Below are 17768 nucleotides of genomic sequence, written 5' to 3'. Positions count from 1 at the left end.
CGTTCCTGTTTCGGAGGACCTGGGCGAACCTGGCTGACCGAGTCTGAGCAGGCCGGATAGCAGAACGCTGCTGAGTGCTAGCCGGCGCGGCCCCGGCTGGGCGTCCTCGCCTCGGGGGTCTTGCCGCCTGCGGGCGGCACGGCCCCGACCGTGGTGGTGTACACCGCCTCGGCCGGTAGTCGCTGCTCCACGGCGAGCAGCATGACGGCCCCCGCCGTCGAGCTCGCCGCCAGCACCAGCCAGGGCAGCCGACCGTCGACCGCCAGCAGCCCGGTGAACAGTGACGGCGCCAGGGTCTGGGACAGCGCCCAGGACAACTGGTAGGTGGCCAGATAGCGGCCGCGCGCGTCGGCGGGAGCGGCGCTCACCGAGAGCGCGCCCGCGCTCGGGCTGTGCACCAGTTCGCCGATCGTGTACAGGACCAGAAGCCCGACCAGGCCGGCCATCACGCCCTGGTGGGGCATGCCGTCCAACAGGGCATAGCCGAGGAACGCGGTGGCGAAGACCAGGGCGCCGACCGCGGCCACCCGCGTACGCCGGGCGAAGCGCCGGCTGAGCCTGCCGACCGGCACGCCGGCGAAGGCACAGAGCGCGGTGTTGACCGCGAACAGCGGACCGGCCACGGAGGCGGGCAGGTCGAACTGGCTCACGGCGTACACCGGCAGCAGTACGCTGAGCGCCGAATAGCCCAGGGCGATCAGGAAGTTGGTCACGGTGAGCGCGGCGTACGGGCGATCGCGCAGCACCGCGCGGTAGCCGGCCCGCTGTCGGCCGGTTGCGGGGCGAATTGGGTGGGGGGTCCTGATCCGTAGCGCGAACAGTGCCGCGACGAAGAAGGTGGCGGCGTTCAGCCAGGCGACCGCCAGGAAACCGCGGTCACCGCCGAGTTGGACCAGTGCGGCCGCGAGCAGGCCGCCGGCGCCAAGGCCGGAGTTGTTCACGCTGCGGGCGAGTGCCATCAGCCGGTCCCGGTGCTCCCCCTGGGCGAGCTCGCCGATCAGGGCCTGCTGGGTCGCGGGGAACGCCTGGGCGCCGGAGGCTGCGAGCGTGGCGACCAGGGCGAAGACCGGCAGGGTCGTGCCGAGCGGGAAGGCCAGGAAGCCGAGGCCGCGGACCAGGTAGAGGGCCAGCCGCACCCGCCGGGCACCGAATCGGTCGACGGCCCAGCCGCCGACCGGCATGGCACCCATCGCCAGCAGCCCGGCGACGGTCAGGACGGTGCCGATCGTCGGCAGTGGCAGCCCGGTAATCCGCTGGAAGAAGACCAGGCTGAACGGCACGTACATGCCGGTTCCCACCGCGTCCACCAGCATCCCGGCGATCAGGTTCCGCTCGCCGGGCACCCGGTGCTCCTTCACCTTCATATCCTCTCCGCACGTGCGGGGTGAGGCGCGGTTACGGGCGGCCTTTCGCAGCCGACCGTGTCGAGCAGCGGCTTCACAGCCGCCGTCGCCCCGTCGATGCGGATCGTGGCGGCCACGGCAGCCGCTCGTGCGCGGGTCCCGGGGGTCACGCCGGTCACCACCGCGACGTCGCATCCCTCGGTCACCGCGGTGACGGATTCGCAGGTCTCGGCCACCGCCCGGGCCGCTCGCTCGGACAGGCTCTCCGCCGGCAATGGCTTGCCCCTCCCGGTCACCGCGCTGGTCGCCATCGCGTGCAGCGACCGGCTGAGCGGCACCAGTGGGACGCCGACACCGTCCCGCAGCTCCGCGAACTCCGGCGGGGCGCACGTCTGCACCTCCGCGCCGAGTGCCCGCGGTTCCGACCCGAGTCCGAGGATCGGCTCGATGTCCCCGTGGGAACCGTGCGCCGCCAACAACACACGCATTTCAGGATTTCCTCTGCTTTCCGTTGATTCCGGTCCCGGCCGGCGGAGCGTCGCCCGGGGTCTTGCCGTAGACGAAGGCCTCGACGATCCGGCCGTCCCGCACGAGCACGAGGCTCACGCCGCGGACGGAGTCGGTCGGTTCGTCGCCGAAGTGGTAGCGCCAGCGGATCGTGGCACGTTCACCGGTGACCACGACGGCTTCCGGCTCGAACCGGCCCGCACGGTCCTCGGCGAGGGCCCGGCAGAACTCCACGCACGCGGCGCCCTCGTAGCGGGCCCCGTCGGGGGCCGGCGACCTCGCCTCCATAACGCAGTCGTCGGCGATCAGCTCGGCGAGTGGCGAGGTGTCACGGTCGAGGAAGACCCGGTTGAAACGGTGGGCGACCTCGGCCGTGGTACGGAACGACATGCCGCACCCCCTCAGCAGTTCCACGACCGGGCGGTCACGGGTTCCCCTGGCGAGGCTCGGCCGCCGAGCCTTCGGCGAACTGCTTGGCCTCCTCCCGCAGGCGGCGCGTACGCCTCCGGGTGGCTCGGACGAGCGGCTTTCATGAATCTCCTTCCTGCGTGCGTGGGCGTGCTGACGCTCGGGAACAACGGCTTGTCCACCGTCCGGCACGCTCGGCGGCCGCAGGCGGTTCCGCTGGTCGGTGCGATGTCACCGGTAGCGGCGCCGCACCGCTCACAGATCACCGAACAGCGGCCCCGGGCTGGTGCCGATCCTTCAGCTTCCCGCCGTACCCATCAACATCGAAGATCAGTAGGATCCGATAACCAAGGCTTATGACGGGGGGTCGGCAGCACGTGGAACTACGCGACATCGAGGTCTTTCTGACGCTGGCCGAGGAACTGCACTTCGGCAGGGCCGCCACCCGCCTGCACCTGACACAGGCGCGCGTCAGCCAGGTGATCGGACGCCAGGAACGACAACTCGGCGGCCTCCTCTTCGACCGCTCCAACCGCCGCCAGGTCCGCCTGACCCCGCTCGGCCGGCAACTACGTGCCGACCTGCGGCCGGTCTACGCGAACCTGCGCGACAGCCTCGAACGCGCCAGGATGGCCGCCCGCGGCAAGACAGCGCGCCTGCGCGTCGGCATGTTGCCGTTCAACGTGCCCGACATGTACCCCTACTGGGAGGCCTTCCGCTCCCGTCATCCCGAGTGGGAACTGCAGCTGCGCCGGGCGCCGTACGTCGAGCCGTTCGCCAGGCTGCGCGAGGGTGACATGGACGTCTTCATCACCTGGCTGCCGGTTGACGAGCCCGATCTCACCGTCGGCCCGGTCCTTTTCCGAGACCCCCGCGTCCTGGCCGTCGCCACCGGCCACGAACTCGCCGAACGGCATGCGATCCCGTTCGAGGCCTTGGCCGACTTCGCCCATGCCATGCCACCCGACATGCCCGACTATTGGGAGGACGCTTACCTGTCCTTCCATACGGCCCGGGGGAAGCCGATCGAACGGGTCGAGCAGGTCACCAACGCCGACGAGCTGATCCACCTCGTCGGCACCGGCGAGATCGTCCACCCCTTCCCCTCCCACGTCACCCGCTACTGGTCCATGTCCCACATCCGTTTCGTCCCCGTCCCCGACATGGGGACGATTCCCTACGCCCTGGTGTGGCGCAGGGACGCCGAGAACGACCTCATCCGGGCCCTCGCCCAGACCGTCCGCGACATCGGCGTCCTGCGCTTTTGACGACCCCGCGCGCAACCGTCGCGCCCCCTGCCCGCCTTCGGCTGCCCACTTTGAGGTCCACCGGTGCAGGGCATCCCGGCTGGTTTCCTCGCCGGCCGGCACCACTTTCCCCGAATGACGCCGAGCACCTCGTCGGTGCCGTCCGGGGTGGCCTGCGGCCGATCCGGTACCGGCCGTACCTGATCGGCGGCTGTCCGGTGGGGTTGGGCTCGCGAGCAGCGGTTGTCGCCCGGCACAGCCGGAAAGCTCGATAGCCGCAGTCCCGCAGGCCGTCTTCACCATGCGGGGCGGTGCGGCCCGCGGTGTCGGCCCGGTCGGCACCGCCGGTGCCTTCGGCAGCGGAACGCCGGCCGGCGGTGGCCCGCCCGGTTCGCTTACGGCGTGCTGGTGAAGGCCCGGCGGTAGGAGCGGGGTGGGACTCCCCGGCGCCGTACGAACTGTTCACGCAGCACGGCCGCGCTGGCGTAGCCGACCCGGTGGGCGATCTCCTCGATGGGGAGGTCCGTGGTTTCCAGGAGTTCCTCGGCTCTGCTCAGCCGCAGGCTCCGTAGCCAGGCGTGCGGGGTGGTGCCGGTCGCGGCGGTGAAGCGGCGGGCGAAGGAGCGTTTGCTCATCAGGGCGCGGCGGGCCAGTTCCGTGACGGGCAGCGGCTCGTGGAGGTGCTCGCGGGCCCAGCCGAGGACCTCGGCGAGCCGTTCGTCCTGGCCGTCCTCGGGGACGGGCGCGGCCAGGTACTGGGCCTGTCCCCCGTCGCGGTGGGAGGGCAACACCATGTCCCGGGCGACGGCGTTGGCCAGCGCGGCGCCGTACTCCCGCCTCATCAGGTGCAGGCACAGGTCGAAGCCGGCGGCAGCCCCCGCGCCCGTGACGATGCTTCCCTCGTCGATGTAGAGCGCGTCGGGTTCCACGGCGACCTCCGGGTGGCGGTCGGCGAGCAGTTCGGCGAACCGCCAGTGCGTGGTCGCCCGTCGGCCGTCGAGCAGTCCGGCGGCGGCGAGCGCGAACGTGCCCACGCAGTGAGCCGCGACCACGGAACCGCGCCCGTGCGCGGCCCTCAGCGCGTGGAGTACGGCAGGAGAGGGCGGTGTACGGAATCCGGCCCCGGGCAGGGCGATGAGCAGATCGGCGCCGGCCAGCCGGTCCAGTCCGTGCGCGATGGACAGCGGTACGCCACAGTCCGTGGGCACCGGTCCCGGCCGGTCGGCGCACAGGGCGAAGTCGAAACCGGGCAGCGCCGCTCCGTGGGGACCGAACACCTCGGTGACGATGCCGACGGCGAGCATGCCGACGCCGGGAGGGACGTACGCGGCGACGGTCTTGAAAGGCGGCATGGGAACAGCGTGGCACACGGTTGGCACGAATCCTGCGATGAGGGGCAGCAGTGCCACTCGTGGACAGTGGCCGCACTCGGCAGGATTGAGGCCATGACAGACGCACCGCTCGGACGCAACGCCACCTTCAAGGTCCTGACCACCGGCTACGTGGGTTCCACCGGGCCCGGGGTCGCCGCCACGGTCTCCTACATCGCTGACGCGGGACGGCATGTGATCTTCGACCCGGGCATGGTGGCGAGCCGCGACCACATCCTCGCCCCGCTCGCGGAACTGGGGCTCGGCCCCGACGACATCACCGATGTGGTGCTCAGCCACCACCACCCGGACAACACCATGAACGTGGGCCTCTTCGGTCGCGCCCGGGTGCACGACCACAAGGTGGAGTACCTCGACGACCACTGGACGAACCGGGACGCGGAGGGCTACGAACTCACCCCGTCGCTGCGGCTGATCCGCACCCCGGGCCACAGCCCCGAGGACATCACGCTGCTGGCGGGCACGGACTCGGGCGTGGTGGCCTTCGCCGGCGACCTGTGGTGGCACGCCGACGGTCCGGCGGACGACCCCGTAGCCCCGGACCGCGAGGTACTGCGCGCCTCCCGGCTGCGGGTGCTGGCGGCGGCGGACCTGATCGTGCCCGGCCACGGCGGCCCGTTCGAGGCCGACGACACCACGCCGCGCTGACCGTTCCGCCCCTCGGGGATCGTCGTCGAAGACGAGCACACTCCGTCTTCGCCGAGGGGTAGCGCCACGCACGTCCCGAGGACACCGCGGGTCTGCCGGGCCGGCCCGGAGCCTTGTGCGGAGCTGTCCGACTGGCCTAGCCTCCTGGGGTTGCTTCTCTGTCCATCCGGGACAACCGAAGGCTCTGTGCCCGAAACCCGATCAGCGGGAATCGGAGCGCCTCCATGATGAATATCGACAGCCCGACAGTCCCGGACTCGGGCGATTTCCGGCTCCGGCGGCTGCGGTGAGCGCGCTGGTCCGTCCGTCGGACGACATCCTCGGGCCGTTGCGATCTGCGCTCGGAACTGGGGTACGCGCGCCGGGGACGACGGGCTACGAGAAGGCTCTGGCCACCGTCTTCTTCCCGGAGGCCGCCCGTCGACGACCTGCGTACGTCGTGGCGCCCCGAACGGTCGACGACGTCGCGGCCGTTATGAGGGCCGCCACCGAAGCGGGAGTTCGGGTTACGGTGCGCGGCGGCGGTCTGAGCTCGAACTGCGTCGCAGACGGGGCCATCATGCTGGACCTCTCGGAGCACTGGAACGCCGCCTGTCCGGACGGGGAGCGAGTGGTCGTCGACGGCGGGGCGACCGTGGCCACGATGTTGGAGGTTCTCGCCCCGGCCCGTCGTGTGGTGCCGGTCGGCGTCGTCGGCCATGCGGGCCTCGGGATGGCCACCCGAGGCGGCGTCGGCTATCTGACGAGGTCCTTGGGCCTCACCGTCGATCACCTTGTCGCGGTCCAACTCGTGCTCCCGTCCGGTGACATCGTCCGCCTCTCGGAGAGGAGCTCGGGTGCGGAGGCCGACCTGTGGTGGGCGGTCCGGGGCGGCGCGCCCTGCGTCGGGGTGGTCACCTCCGCGACGTTCCGGACCCACGAGATCGGCCCGGTTTGGGTCGACCGGGCGGTGACAGGCATTGATGCGCTCGCCACGTACTTCCGGGTGGCTCCCGAGCTTCCGCGAGACACCACCATGAGCGCGGTCCTCGGATACACCTCCCTCTCCCCGGACGAGCCCGTCGTGTTCCTCTACACCGCTTGCGCGAGCCGGGACGACAACGCCGTCGGGCGGGCCAGGTCAGCGGCGTCCGCCGTCGTCGCCGGCGCGGACTCGTCGCCGCTCTATCGCTCGGAGGTCTCCGGCCGCTACCTGGCCGGGTTACCGGAGTTCGCCATCCCCGGTGCCGGCGGCGCCGAGCCCGAACCGATCCGGCTGCCCCGGCCGGGCGACGGTCCGCGTGGCTCGTTCTTCGGCAAAGCCGTCTTCACCGGTCCTACTCTCGACGCCGCGGTCGCCGATGCCCTCGTGGACCGGATCCGCGCCGCACCCACGCTGGCGTGCCGCATCGACTTCCAGCACACCGGCGGGGCTATGGCCGACGTCGATGACACTGCGACCGCGTTCTGGGGCAGAACCGCCGAATGGAGCATCCCGGTGAACGCGATATGGGACGACCCCGCCGCCGCCGTCGCCTGCAGGATGTGGGCCCGCGACACGCTACGGGCCTTGGCAGCGCACACCGTCGGGGTTTACAACGTCGAACTGCGCCCGGGCCTACCGGAGACCGAGAGCGAGACACGGGCGGCCTACGGCGGCAACCTGGCCCGACTCCAGGGGCTTCAACACCGCCACGACCCCACCGGGGTACTCCCGCCACTGCTCCCGTGACCCGACCCGGATGCCGGTGGCCGATGGTGACCCCGTCGAGACCGTTCGGCGCGCCGGCCCGCCGTGCGGCGATGTGAGTGGCTCATCGTCCCACGTCGATGACATGGATGACTCCTGACGGGAAACGGCTCGTTCAGTGCACTTGATGGCGCAGGTCTAGCGGCCGAGAAGCGAGCCGAGCGTCACGCCGTACCGGGCGCGCAGGCGCCGTATCTCCCAGAGGGACAGAGCGGTGACCGAGAGCGGGCCGCCGAGCATGAACGCGTAGACCACCTCGGGCGGTGCGGCCACGTCCGGGCCGTCGAAGAGCTGGAAGCCGAAGAGGGACCACACCAACAGCGGTGACAGGAGAGCCGGCAGCAGCTGGTGCACGTCCCCCGTGCGGAAGCAGCAGTTCACTCCGTAGACCAGGGCGGCCAGGGTGAACAGCACGGCCGCGACGAGAACCACGACACAGACGAGTGCGGCCACGACGAACAGCAGGACGATCAGGAAGCCGGTGAACATCGTGCCCAGGAAGGTGCCGAAGAGCCCGAAGGTGATGTCATGGGGGCCCACGTCGTCAGGGGTGATGATGTCGCCCCTGAGGGCTGCCGTCGTCAGCCAGATCGCCCCGACCCCGAGGACCGGCGCGCCGAACGCGAGCAGCGGGCCGCCCAGACGGCGTGCGTAGACGCGTCCCAGGGGCGGGCGGGCCAGGATGATGCACAGGCCGATGCCGATGACACCGGCAACCACGGCGATGGCGCAGCCGATCAGTAGTTCCTCCAGCTTGCCGAGCACGAAATCCTGGCGCCCCGCACGCAGGGGATAGGCCAGGATCAGCCAGGCCGCGGCCACCAGCCCCAGGACCGTGCGCGCGGCCTGCATCCAGGCGATGACCGGGTCTTCAACGCGGTCCGGACGGGAGGCGCCGGCGAGCGCCTGGGCCGCCGTAATGGGATTGGGCACGGAGCGGACCTGCGCGACCAGGCGCTGACGGGTGGTCAATTGAGCTCTCCGGGAAGGTGTTATGTGCGGCAAGGGGACTCACGTCTCTTTATCGTCGAAACGACGATAATAGGTCATCGTGGCCCACCCATGAATCATCGGAGCCGAACACATGCTCCGCTGCCTGCTCGCCGAGACGGACCGCCTCACCATGGGCCTCGACGGTTACGCCGACATCGCCGCGCTGCGTCGCGACAGCCTCATGCCCTCCCGTGACACTCCACCAGAGGCGCCGGCGGCCCCGGGGGTTCGGGATGAGCGGCTGTGCGCCCTCGTACCAACCGCCGGGCGCGGATGGTCAACGCGGTCGGCCGGGTCGCTCGTAGCTTGAGGGAGTGCCGAGCCGCGAAGGCGGGCGAACGCACTGCCGATTGCCTCGAAAGGACCCCTCATGTTCGACATCAACAAGGTACAGGCCGCCCCCAGCGCCGACCTGCTCACGCCCGACAACGCGGTCATGCTCTTCGTCGACCACCAGCCGCAGATGTTCTTCGGCACCGGCAGCGGCGACCGTGCCGCGATCATCAACAGCACCGTGGGTCTCGCCAAGGCGGCTCGGGCATTCGACGTGCCGACCGTCCTGACCACGGTCGCCGCCGAGTCGTTCTCCGGACCCCTGCTGCCCCAACTCGCCGAGGTGTTCCCCAAGAACCGTACGGGAGTTCCGGCCCTACTTCGACAACGCACCCGTGTACGGCCGCGGACCGTCACTTGAGGACTTCACCGAGCAGACCCCGTTGACGGTGGGCTCGCCCGCGCAGGTCATCGAGCGGACCCTGTCGTTCCGGGAGAGCGTCGGCGACTACCAACGCCAGCTGTTCCTGATGGACCACGCCGGCCTGCCCCTGAAGACCGTGCTGGAACAGCTCGACATCCTCGGCGAAGAGGTCGTGCCCGTGCTGCGGAAGGAATTCGCGAAGGGGCGTCCGGCCGACGTCCCGGAGGCCCCCACGCACGCGTCGCCGCGAACCGTCCGGGAGGTGTCCGCCGCGTGAAGCTGATCGTCGTCTCCGCGGGGCTGAGCACCCCCTCCTCCACCCGACTGCTCGCGGACCGACTGGCCGAGTCGGCCCGCGCCGAACTCACCGCCCGGCAGCACGCACCGTCGACCGAGATCGTGGAGCTGCGCGAACTTGCCGGCGACATAGCCGACCATCTCGTGACCGGCTTTCCGCCACCGCGACTGGGCGCCGCGATCGACGCGGTGACGGCGGCCGACGGCCTGATCGTCGTGAGTCCCGTGTTCGCGGCTTCCTACAGCGGTCTCTTCAAGTCCTTCTTCGACGTGATCGATCCGGACGCCCTCACCGGGAAGCCGGTCCTGATCGCCGGGACGGGAGGCACCGCCCGCCACTCACTGGTCCTGGAACACGCTGTGCGCCCGCTCTTCGCCTATCTCCGCGCCGTCGTCGTCCCCACCGCCGTGTACGCGGCCTCCGAGGACTGGGGTTCGGGAGGAGACGAGTACACCGACGGCCTGCCCGGCCGCGTCCGCCGGGCGGGCGCCGAGCTCGCCACGCTCATGGTGGCGCGCCCGGTCGGTGAAGAGCCCGAGGACGACGTCACCGTCCTGGAACGGCAACTCGCCGACCTGCGCTTCGACTGAAACGGGCCCCGGGCCCTGGCGGCGCAGGGGTGGTTCATACTGATCCGCCGTACCGCACGCGGACCGAGGCCGTCGCGTGCGGCTCCAGACCGGCGGAATGAGCGTGAACCGAGTGACGACACGGACCGTACCCGAGGAGGTCGACGGTGTACGGACGGCCATCCGCGGTCGAAGGGTGGAACTGGCGTTCATCGAGGGGCGGCTCGACGCGCTCGACCGGGGCGAAGGCGGGATCATCCGCGTCGAAGGCCCCGTCGGCATCGGCAGGTCCAGGCTCCTCGCGGAGTCCGCGGCAGCCGCGAGGCGGCGCGGGACGAGGGTGTTCGAGGGAGCGGCGGACCCCGACCAACAGTTCGTGCCGCTCGGCCCGCTCCTCGACGGTCTGCTCTCCGGCGAGGAACCGCTGTCGGGCGCCGTCGGTCTCAGGGACCTCGCCACGACGCCCGGCCAGCGCTTCTGGCTGCTCCAGGAGCTGGGGGACCGCCTGCGGGAGACGGCTCGAAACGGTCCCCTGCTCGTCGTCCTGGACGACCTCCAGTGGTGCGACGACCTGACCCTTCTCACCTTCAACACCCTCGCGGCCGGGCTCTCGTCGCACGCCATCCTGTGGCTGGTCGCCGTGCGCGGCGGCAGCGTGCCGTCGGGGGTTCGCACGACCCTGGACAGGATCCGGCAGGCAGGCGCGCACGAGCTGGCGCTGGCAGCGCTGGACGACCGGGCCACCACCCGGATCACCGAGGACGTCCTCGGCGCGGCCCCCGACCCGGCCGTCCTCCGCGTCGTCCGACGCGCCGAAGGGGTCCCGCAACTGCTGATGGCGCTGCTCGGCTCGCTGCGGGAGGCGGTCACGATCGAGAACGGCACGGCCAGGCTGCCGGCCGGACCCCCCGCCCCACGCGAATTCCCCTCTGTCGTGCGCCGCCTCGACCAGTTGTCCGGCGAGGCACGGGAGCTGGTGCGGACGGCGGCCGCCGTGGGCGGCCCGGTCACCGTCGCACTGCTGGCCGAACTGCTCGGCAGGTCCTCGGCGGCGCTCATCACGGCGGTACGGGAATCCCTCGACGCCGAACTGCTCACCGAAAGCGGCGATCGCCTCGCCTTCCGCCACGACCTGATCCGCGAGGCGGTGGAAGCCGGCCTTCCGCTGTCCCTGCGTCAGGCCCTGCGTGGTCAAGTCGCCGAGCTGTCGGCGGGGAGCGCAGCCTCCCCCGCCGGGCGTCCCGGGCCGTCGGCCGGGAGAGTCCGGGCGGATGTGGCGGAGGCCGAAGGCGCGGGGCCGGGGGACGAAGACGCGGCGGAGGCCGACCGGCTGCGCACCGCCGCGGCGGAACTCGCGGCCACCGCTCCCGGACCCGCCGCGGAACGCAGCCTCAAGGCCCTGGAACTCACCACGGCGGACGCTCCGGAGCGGCCCCGGGTCATCGCCGAGACGATACCGCTGCTCTGGCAGACGGGCCGGGCCGCCCAGGCGCGTGAACTGGGAGCCTCCGCCCTGGCGAACGGCGGTCTCGGACCCGAGGACGAGGCGCGCATCCGCCTTGCCCTGGCACGCCTGGCCGCACCGTTCGACTTCTCCGAGGCGGTCCGACAGGCCCGCGCCGGGGCGGCACTGCCCGGGATCCCCGTGGACGTGAGGGGGCGACTGCTCGCCATGCTCGCCGTCGGCCTGTCGATGTCGGGCGCGCACTCGGCGGCCGAACGGGTGGCCGCGGAGGCGTGGGAGACCGCGGCGGCGGCGGGGGACCGCTCCGCCGAGGCCACGTTGACGACGGTCCGCTCGGCCGTGAGTTTCCACCGCATGGACTTGGCCGAGGCGTTCCGGCAGGCCGAGCGGTCCACCGCGCTGGCCGACGCCCTGGGCGTCAGCACCTCACTGTGGGTTCCGGAGGCCTTGTGGCACGCTCTCCTGTCGAACACCACCGGGCGCTCCGCGGAGGCGCTCGCCGCCGCGGAGGAGGGCGTCCGGATCACCAGGGAGCAGGGCCGGACGGCGGCCACCGGTATGTGGCTCATGACCCGTTCCCGCATCCTTCTGGAGGCCGGACGGCTGACGGACGCCCGGGCCGACGCCGAAGCCGCGTCCGCGACGGCCGACGATCTCGGCCCGGGCAACTTCGCCGACGTCACGCTCCGGTACGTGATGATGCGCGTCGCCCTCCACACCGGCGACCAGCAGACCGCACGGGCGTACGCGGCGCAGGCGAGGCGCATGCGGAGCGACGGCGCACCCGTCGTCCGGCACTTCGGCTCCTGGATGCTGGCACTGATGGCCGACTTCGAAGGCCGGCCCGATCGTGCCATGGCCGAACTCGACGAGGTGATGACGTCGCCCGCCGCGGACCGGCCGGCCTACGCCGGCTTGGTCGACCCCGCCGACGCCCCGTTCCTCGTCCGCCTGGCGCTTCGTGCCGGCGCGCACGAACGGGCCGCGCAGGCAGTGGCCCTGGCCGAGCGACTGGCCGCGCTCAACCCCGGCCTCACGTTCCTCGCCGCCACCGCCGCGCACGCCCGGGGGCTCCTCGACAACGACCTCGCCCTTCTCGTACGCGCCGTCCGGCTGTACGAGGACTGCCCTCGGCCGTTGGCCCGGGCGTCGGCACTGGAGGACGCCGGACGCAAGCTGGCGGCCACCCGCACGTCCGAAGCGGTGCCGTACTTCGACACGGCCCTCGCGCTCTACGTGCGAGCGGGCGCCGAGCGGGACGTCGCACGCGTCCGCCGGCGCCTGCGGGCCGCCGGTGTCCGCCGCCGGCCCGCCACGCCCGGGCTCTCCGGTGCGTGGCCCGAGCTGACGGCCGCGGAGGTACGGGTGGTACGGCTCGTGGCCCGAGGGCTGACCAACCGACAGGTGGCCGAGCACCTCTCCCTCTCGCCGCACACGGTGGGTTCGCACCTGCGCCGGGCCTTCACCAAGCTGGACATCACCTCGCGCGTGGAGTTGACCCGGCTGGTGAGCCATCGCGACAGCGGAGAGTAGTCGCTTCGTATCCCACGTGGGCGTCGGGGCAATGGACGATTCGTGTGATGTGCCGAAGTCGTCGCTTCCTCAGAATGATCAAGAGCCGCGGAATGGCGAAGTCCGCGGGGAACACTTGATCGAGAGAGGAACAGCGCATGACCGCAAGGCTCCAGCGAGCCCGCCCCGGCAGCCCCGAGCTCCAGGCGCTCGTCGACGAGCTCGCGGAGCGGCTCGGCCGGTCCGTCGCCGTCGATGACCCGCTGGTCCGCATGGTCTGCACGAGCCGCCACTTCGGCGACGAGGACCCGGTACGCATCGGCACCCTGTTGCAGGGCCGCGCCGACAACGCGACCATCCGTTACGTCCTCGCCCAAGGCGTGACCCAGTGGTCCAGAGCCGGATTCATCGACGGCCGTGACGATCTCGGACTGCTGCCCCGATACGTCGTGCCGCTGCGCGAGCGCGGGCACCTCCTCGGGTTGCTCATGGTGGTCGTGCCCGAGAAGGCGCTCGAAGAGCAGGAGACGCGGGCCATCGCCCGGGCCGCGGACGCCATGGCCGATCAGATGTACGGGGAGCACCTCGCCGCCGACACCCGGAAGACCGCCGAGCGGGACCTCGTCCTCGCACTCGTCGGCAGCGACGTCGCCGCCCGCACCACCGCACGCCGACGAGGCCGGGAACTCGGCTTGCTCGGAGCGGCGGAACACGTCCTGGTCACCGTCGTCCAGCTGAGCCGCACGACGGAGTTCGCGCGGCAGTCCGAGGCCGCCCTGTCGACGGCGCTGGAGGGGTTCCGGCAGACGCGCGCCGCCCAGGGCCTCATCGCGGTCGGCAAGGAGCGGGCGACGCTGCTCCAGCTCCGCGACCGCCCGCCCCGTCCGGACGAGGTCGCTGCCCAGTCCGCTCGCATCCTCGACGAACTCGGCACCTTCCTGGGCCCGTCGGCGGACCCGGTGATCGGCGTCGGTGGCCGGCACCCCGGCCTGGACGACGCATGGACCTCGTACGAGCAGGCGCTCGTGGCGGCGCGCGCGGCACGCCGACTGCCCACCCTGAAGAGCGCCGGTGACTGGGAACTGCTCGGGGAACTCGCCGTGCTGCTCCAACTCCCCGAGCACGCCCTGAACGCGTCCCTGCTCCCGAAGCCGCTCCATACCCTGAGCGAGGCTCATGGCGGCGACCGCCTGCGGGACACCCTGCGCTGCTTCCTCGACCACGCGGGGTCGATTCCCAAGACCGCGGACGCGCTGGGAATCCACCGCACCTCGCTCTACTACCGCCTGCGCCAGATCCAGGAGATCACCGGCCTCGACCTCGACGACGGCGCCCACCGGCTCACTCTGCACCTCGGCCTCAGGATCGAGGAACTCCTGCCGCCGGGCGACGACGGGGCCGTCTGAGCGCGGACCCGCTGCGACAAAACGAGAAGGATCCACGGTCCGATTCCTACAGCTCGCGGTGGTGCGGGCGGCGGACCCCATTCGATGATGTTCGGGACGGGCGGGACCGACGTACCGCCTCTGACCAGGGGAGAGGTCATGCAGGAACTGATCACGACGGACGGCGCACGGCTCGCGTACCAGGACACCGGTGGCGAGGGCGTCCCGCTGGTGATGCTGCACGGCTGGGGGCAGACACAGGCGATGTTCCGCCACCAGATCGAGGGGTTGGCGCCCGGCCGCCGCGTCGTCACCGTCGACCTCCGCGGCCACGGGAAGTCCGGCAAACCGCGTCACGGCTACCGTGTCGCCCGGCTCTCCCGCGACGTGCTCGAACTGGTCGACCATCTCGGGCTGGGCCATTTCGACGCCTTCGGCTGGTCCATGGGCGTCTCGGTGTGGTGGAGCTTCATCGACCAGTACGGGACCGGACGGATCCGGCGCTTCATCGCCGTCGACCAGCCCGCGGCGGTCGCCGCCGTGCCCTGGATGACCGAGCGGGAACAGCGGGACGCCGGCGCCATCTTCGATGTGTCGGGGCTGTTGTACCTGGGTGCGGCCCTCGCGGGGCCGGAGGGCGACGCGGTCCGCGCCGACTTCGTGCGCGGCATGTTCTCCGGCGAGCCCGACCCCGAGGTGCTGGCCTTCGTCGCCGAGGAGATCAGGTCGACGCCCGCCCACGCGGGCGTACCGCTGCTGTTCGACCACTGCGCGCAGGACTGGCGCGACGTGCTTCCCCGGATCGACGTGCCGACCCTGGTGATCGGCTGTGAGGGAAGCCATGTGCACCCCGATTCGCAGCGCTTCGTCGCCGACCGGATTCCGGGCGCACGGCTGCACGTATTCGCCTCCGACGTGGCGAGCTCGCACTTCCCCTTCCTGGAGAACCCGCCGGCCTTCAACGCCGTGGTGGAGAAGTTCCTGGCCGAGGAGCCGGCGAGGCGGGCGTGAACGCGCCCGCCGCCCGCACGAACCGTACGGCTTGGAGCCCTCATGACCCTCTCACTGATGTCACATGCGCCCGAAAAACGGGCGCCCCGGCAAACACCCGGTCCGACCTCGCCCTCCTCCCGCTCGGAGTGGCTGGTCCGGATGCTTTCCGAGATGCCGAGCACGAGCGACCGGATCCACGTCTACCTCGGCGTCCATGTCCGTGGGCCCGTCACCGTCGTCCGCGACCGTGCCAAGACCCTTCTGGAGCCGAACGACCTGGTCTTCTGTGACCCGGCCCGACAGCACCAGCTGCGGTTCGGCGAAGACTGCCGGATGCTCTTCTTCCGGGTGCCCCGCTGCTATCTGGGCGTCACCGAGCCGGAACTGAACCGGGTGCTCGGCGTTCCCGTGCGCGGCGGGCAAGGGCTCGGGGCGCTGGTGTCCGACTTCCTGACCGCGCTCGCCGCCAAGGCGGAGTTCCGCCGCTCCACTGTCTGGGACCGACGTGACCGGACAGCCGTGAACCTGCTCTCCGTCCTGGTCATGGAACTCCTCGAAGCGGAAACGACGGACGAGGCCGACGACGGGTCCGGGACCGCCAACGAGATGCTGTCCCGTATTCGAGTCCACATCGAAGAACATCTGATGGACCCCGACCTCTCACCGGAGTCGATCGCACGCGCGCACCACATCTCCGTCCGGTACCTGCAAAAGCTCTTCCAGAACGACGGCAGCACCGTGAGCCAGTGGGTGCGGCAGCGCAGGTTGGAGTTCTGCCGGTTGGAGCTGGGCCGCGCCAACCGGAGGGTGACCATGGCCGCGGTGGCGCAACGCTGGGGATTCAGCAGCCCCTCGCACTTCAGCCGCACATTCCGGGGGGCCTACGGCATGAGCCCCAGCGAATGGCAGGCGCTGGCGACCTCGGCCTTCGCACCGACGACTGCCGACGTGCGGGACGAGCGAAGGCGCTGAGACGTGCGTGCGCTGTCATGACAGCGCGGATGCGCGCACGCACAAGAGGTGTCACTGCCACGGCCCTACCGTGAGTGACAGTCGCACGGACCTCTTGCCGAACCCGGGGACGCACGCTGACCCACGTGACGACGCCGCTCGTGGCCCGACACCGAGAAGAGAACTCGCATGACCAAGCCCACCGTCGTCCTCGTGCACGGCGCCTTCGCCGACGCGACAGGCTGGATAGGCGTCATCTCGGAACTGCGGAGCAGCGGTATCCCGGTGATCGCTCCGTCGAACCCGCTGCGCGGTCTGACGTCGGACGCCACCTACCTCACCTCCGTCCTCGCGCAGCTCGACGGCCCGGCCGTACTCGTCGGCCACTCCTACGGCGGTGCGCTGATCACCGTGGCCGGCACCGCGGAGAACGTCGTCGCGCTCGTCTATGTGGCCGCCTACGTGCCCCACGAGGGGGAGAGCCTCGACCAGCTCCAAGGCGGCTTTCCCGAGTCCCCCCTGACGAGCAACCTGAAGGAGTGGACGTACCCGCTCCGCGACGGCGACTCGGCAGTCGAGGTCACCATCGAGGAGACGGCCTTTCCCTCCGTCTTCGCGGCGGACGTGTCCGGGGACGTCGCCGGTGTCCTGGCAGCGGCCCAACGCCCGCTCGCCAAAGCCGCCTTCACCGAGGCCGCGTCCGCCGCGGCGTGGCGGACGAAGCCGTCCTGGGCGCTGGTGGCCGGGGCGGACCGCACGATCAGCCCTGAGGTCCAGCGCTTCGGCGCCGCACGGGCCGGAGCCGTCGTCGTCGAACTCCCGAATGCCTCCCACGCCGTCGCCCTGTCCGAGCCCGCCCGGGTCGCCGACCTGATCCGGGACGCGGTGCAGGCGACGAGTCTGACTCGGTGAAGTACGGCAGCGTCGAACGGGTTCCGGTTGTGCTCGCGATCCCCACCTCCTGACCGCCGGTGCCCTGTGCGGCCGGGTCACGCCCGGGATCGACCCAGCCTAGTCGCCGGTCGTGCCGTCGAGCATCTCGCGCAGGAGGTCCAGGTGGCCGTTGTGGCGGGCCGTCTCCTCCGTGAGGTGGAGGAGGATCCAGCGCAGATCGACATGGAGGCCGTTGCGGACGGCTCGTTGAGCCTGCTTGTCCAGGCCGCTCCCAGCGACCAGTTCGCGGTAGCGGGCGCTCTGCTCAGAGTATTTTCCTCGGTCCAGGGGCCCTCGTCTTCCTCGCCGAGGAAGACCACTTGGAACGACTCGACCCAGCGGAGGTGGTTGACCACTCCGCTCATGGTCATCAGCGGCGAGCCCGGCAGGAGCGCCTTGCGGGCGTTCTCCGCAGATACGCCGGCACACTTGGCTCGGGCGGTGTCGCGGGTGTAGTCGAGAAACGTGGTGAGCTGGGTGCGCTCGTCCCACGCGGGCGGCGTGTCGTCGATTCTGGTCATCGAGCGAAGCGTCCTCGATCAACGCGACGGGTGTCGAGTCGTTTATCGACGGACCCAACGTGTTCCAGGGTGCCTCCCGGTGCAGGGGAGTGGTGGCACGGCGCCGCCGACCGAGCCACCGTCGGCACACCAGCGCTCGGCCTGCTCGCGCAGGAAGCGGCGCTCCCCGATCCGTCGA

Annotated in this window: 14 protein-coding genes and 3 pseudogenes; 11 read left to right on the top strand and 6 right to left on the bottom strand. The window is 71.1% G+C overall.

Annotated elements, in window-relative coordinates; all coding sequences use genetic code 11:
- Positions 1-77: 77 nt before the first annotated feature.
- Genes ACFVXJ_RS25755 through ACFVXJ_RS25745 form a run of 3 tightly spaced genes read right to left on the bottom strand, consistent with a single transcriptional unit; the run spans position 78 to position 2240 of the window.
- Entirely contained in the window at positions 78-1364 is a 1287-nt protein-coding gene (locus ACFVXJ_RS25755; RefSeq protein ID WP_389665122.1) for an MFS transporter, read from the bottom strand.
- Positions 1361-1831 carry a hypothetical protein gene (locus ACFVXJ_RS25750; RefSeq protein WP_389665120.1) on the bottom strand — a complete coding sequence of 157 codons (471 nt, stop codon included), beginning with the start codon at positions 1829-1831 and terminating at the stop codon, positions 1361-1363. Before ACFVXJ_RS25750 ends, ACFVXJ_RS25755 begins: the two co-directional genes overlap by 4 nt.
- Position 1832: 1 nt before the next feature.
- Positions 1833-2240, bottom strand: a complete 408-nt coding sequence (locus ACFVXJ_RS25745; protein ID WP_389665118.1) for a nuclear transport factor 2 family protein — start codon at positions 2238-2240, stop codon at positions 1833-1835.
- A 374-nt stretch (positions 2241-2614) separates the two neighbouring features.
- Here ACFVXJ_RS25745 and ACFVXJ_RS25740 point away from each other — a divergent pair, with 374 nt between their 5' ends.
- A complete protein-coding gene (locus ACFVXJ_RS25740; protein WP_389665116.1) occupies positions 2615-3526 on the top strand; it encodes a LysR substrate-binding domain-containing protein in 912 nt (303 codons plus the stop codon).
- 374 nt (positions 3527-3900) lie between these two features.
- Here the strand turns inward: ACFVXJ_RS25740 and ACFVXJ_RS25735 are convergent, their stop codons facing one another.
- Complete coding sequence (locus tag ACFVXJ_RS25735) at positions 3901-4857, bottom strand: GlxA family transcriptional regulator (protein ID WP_389665114.1); 957 nt, start codon at positions 4855-4857, stop codon at positions 3901-3903.
- Positions 4858-4950: 93 nt separating this feature from the next.
- On the opposite strand from ACFVXJ_RS25735, the gene ACFVXJ_RS25730 reads away from it, so the two are divergent.
- Positions 4951-5544: an MBL fold metallo-hydrolase gene (locus tag ACFVXJ_RS25730; protein ID WP_389665112.1), complete on the top strand. Its 594-nt coding sequence runs from the start codon at positions 4951-4953 to the stop codon at positions 5542-5544.
- A gap of 115 nt (positions 5545-5659) precedes the next feature.
- Positions 5660-7255 (top strand): FAD-binding oxidoreductase, encoded by a 1596-nt coding sequence (locus ACFVXJ_RS25725; RefSeq protein ID WP_389665110.1) that lies wholly within the window; start codon positions 5660-5662, stop codon positions 7253-7255.
- A 156-nt stretch (positions 7256-7411) separates the two neighbouring features.
- Here ACFVXJ_RS25725 and ACFVXJ_RS25720 read toward each other — a convergent pair whose 3' ends face one another.
- A complete protein-coding gene (locus ACFVXJ_RS25720; RefSeq protein ID WP_389665108.1) occupies positions 7412-8245 on the bottom strand; it encodes a hypothetical protein in 834 nt (277 codons plus the stop codon).
- A 391-nt stretch (positions 8246-8636) separates the two neighbouring features.
- Between ACFVXJ_RS25720 and ACFVXJ_RS25715 the strand changes: the two are divergent.
- The 8 genes and pseudogenes from ACFVXJ_RS25715 to ACFVXJ_RS25680 all read left to right on the top strand — a co-directional run.
- A pseudogene (locus ACFVXJ_RS25715) lies at positions 8637-8897 on the top strand (hydrolase); the annotation flags it as partial.
- Positions 8887-9240 (top strand): annotated as a pseudogene (locus tag ACFVXJ_RS25710) (5,10-methylene tetrahydromethanopterin reductase); the annotation flags it as partial. The pseudogenes ACFVXJ_RS25715 and ACFVXJ_RS25710, both read left to right, overlap by 11 nt.
- Positions 9237-9851, top strand: a complete 615-nt coding sequence (locus ACFVXJ_RS25705; protein ID WP_389665106.1) for an FMN reductase — start codon at positions 9237-9239, stop codon at positions 9849-9851. The pseudogene ACFVXJ_RS25710 and the gene ACFVXJ_RS25705, both read left to right, overlap by 4 nt.
- Before the next feature lie 97 nt (positions 9852-9948).
- Positions 9949-12828 carry a LuxR C-terminal-related transcriptional regulator gene (locus tag ACFVXJ_RS25700; RefSeq protein WP_389665104.1) on the top strand — a complete coding sequence of 960 codons (2880 nt, stop codon included), beginning with the start codon at positions 9949-9951 and terminating at the stop codon, positions 12826-12828.
- A 137-nt stretch (positions 12829-12965) separates the two neighbouring features.
- Complete coding sequence (locus tag ACFVXJ_RS25695) at positions 12966-14213, top strand: PucR family transcriptional regulator (RefSeq protein ID WP_389665102.1); 1248 nt, start codon at positions 12966-12968, stop codon at positions 14211-14213.
- Between the two features lie 138 nt (positions 14214-14351).
- A complete protein-coding gene (locus ACFVXJ_RS25690; RefSeq protein WP_389665100.1) occupies positions 14352-15203 on the top strand; it encodes an alpha/beta fold hydrolase in 852 nt (283 codons plus the stop codon).
- A 153-nt stretch (positions 15204-15356) separates the two neighbouring features.
- On the top strand, positions 15357-16157 hold the full coding sequence (locus ACFVXJ_RS25685; protein WP_389665098.1) for a helix-turn-helix domain-containing protein: 801 nt from the start codon (positions 15357-15359) through the stop codon (positions 16155-16157).
- Positions 16158-16325: 168 nt separating this feature from the next.
- Entirely contained in the window at positions 16326-17048 is a 723-nt protein-coding gene (locus tag ACFVXJ_RS25680) for an alpha/beta fold hydrolase (RefSeq protein ID WP_389665096.1), read from the top strand.
- 99 nt (positions 17049-17147) lie between these two features.
- On the opposite strand, the pseudogene ACFVXJ_RS25675 reads toward ACFVXJ_RS25680, so the two are convergent.
- A pseudogene (locus ACFVXJ_RS25675) lies at positions 17148-17590 on the bottom strand (DUF664 domain-containing protein).
- Positions 17591-17768 lie beyond the last annotated feature (178 nt).

It is taken from the genome of Streptomyces sp. NPDC058279 (genome assembly GCF_042881255.1).
Lineage (GTDB): Bacteria > Actinomycetota > Actinomycetes > Streptomycetales > Streptomycetaceae > Streptomyces.
The sequence above is the reverse complement of the archived record's forward strand: the minus strand, read 5'-3'. Positions and strand labels throughout refer to the sequence as shown.

What these genes read in the sequence shown, in the direction of transcription:
- ACFVXJ_RS25735 (WP_389665114.1), bottom strand. Translation starts at nt 4,857, where the DNA reads ATGCCGCCTTTCAAGACCGTCGCCGCGTACGTCCCTCCCGGCGTCGGC.
- ACFVXJ_RS25685 (WP_389665098.1), top strand. Translation starts at nt 15,357, where the DNA reads ATGCCGAGCACGAGCGACCGGATCCACGTCTACCTCGGCGTCCATGTC.
- ACFVXJ_RS25680 (WP_389665096.1), top strand. Translation starts at nt 16,326, where the DNA reads ATGACCAAGCCCACCGTCGTCCTCGTGCACGGCGCCTTCGCCGACGCG.
- ACFVXJ_RS25690 (WP_389665100.1), top strand. Translation starts at nt 14,352, where the DNA reads ATGCAGGAACTGATCACGACGGACGGCGCACGGCTCGCGTACCAGGAC.
- ACFVXJ_RS25695 (WP_389665102.1), top strand. Translation starts at nt 12,966, where the DNA reads ATGACCGCAAGGCTCCAGCGAGCCCGCCCCGGCAGCCCCGAGCTCCAG.
- ACFVXJ_RS25700 (WP_389665104.1), top strand. Translation starts at nt 9,949, where the DNA reads ATGAGCGTGAACCGAGTGACGACACGGACCGTACCCGAGGAGGTCGAC.
- ACFVXJ_RS25755 (WP_389665122.1), bottom strand. Translation starts at nt 1,364, where the DNA reads ATGAAGGTGAAGGAGCACCGGGTGCCCGGCGAGCGGAACCTGATCGCC.
- ACFVXJ_RS25750 (WP_389665120.1), bottom strand. Translation starts at nt 1,831, where the DNA reads ATGCGTGTGTTGTTGGCGGCGCACGGTTCCCACGGGGACATCGAGCCG.
- ACFVXJ_RS25730 (WP_389665112.1), top strand. Translation starts at nt 4,951, where the DNA reads ATGACAGACGCACCGCTCGGACGCAACGCCACCTTCAAGGTCCTGACC.
- ACFVXJ_RS25745 (WP_389665118.1), bottom strand. Translation starts at nt 2,240, where the DNA reads ATGTCGTTCCGTACCACGGCCGAGGTCGCCCACCGTTTCAACCGGGTC.
- ACFVXJ_RS25740 (WP_389665116.1), top strand. Translation starts at nt 2,615, where the DNA reads ATGACGGGGGGTCGGCAGCACGTGGAACTACGCGACATCGAGGTCTTT.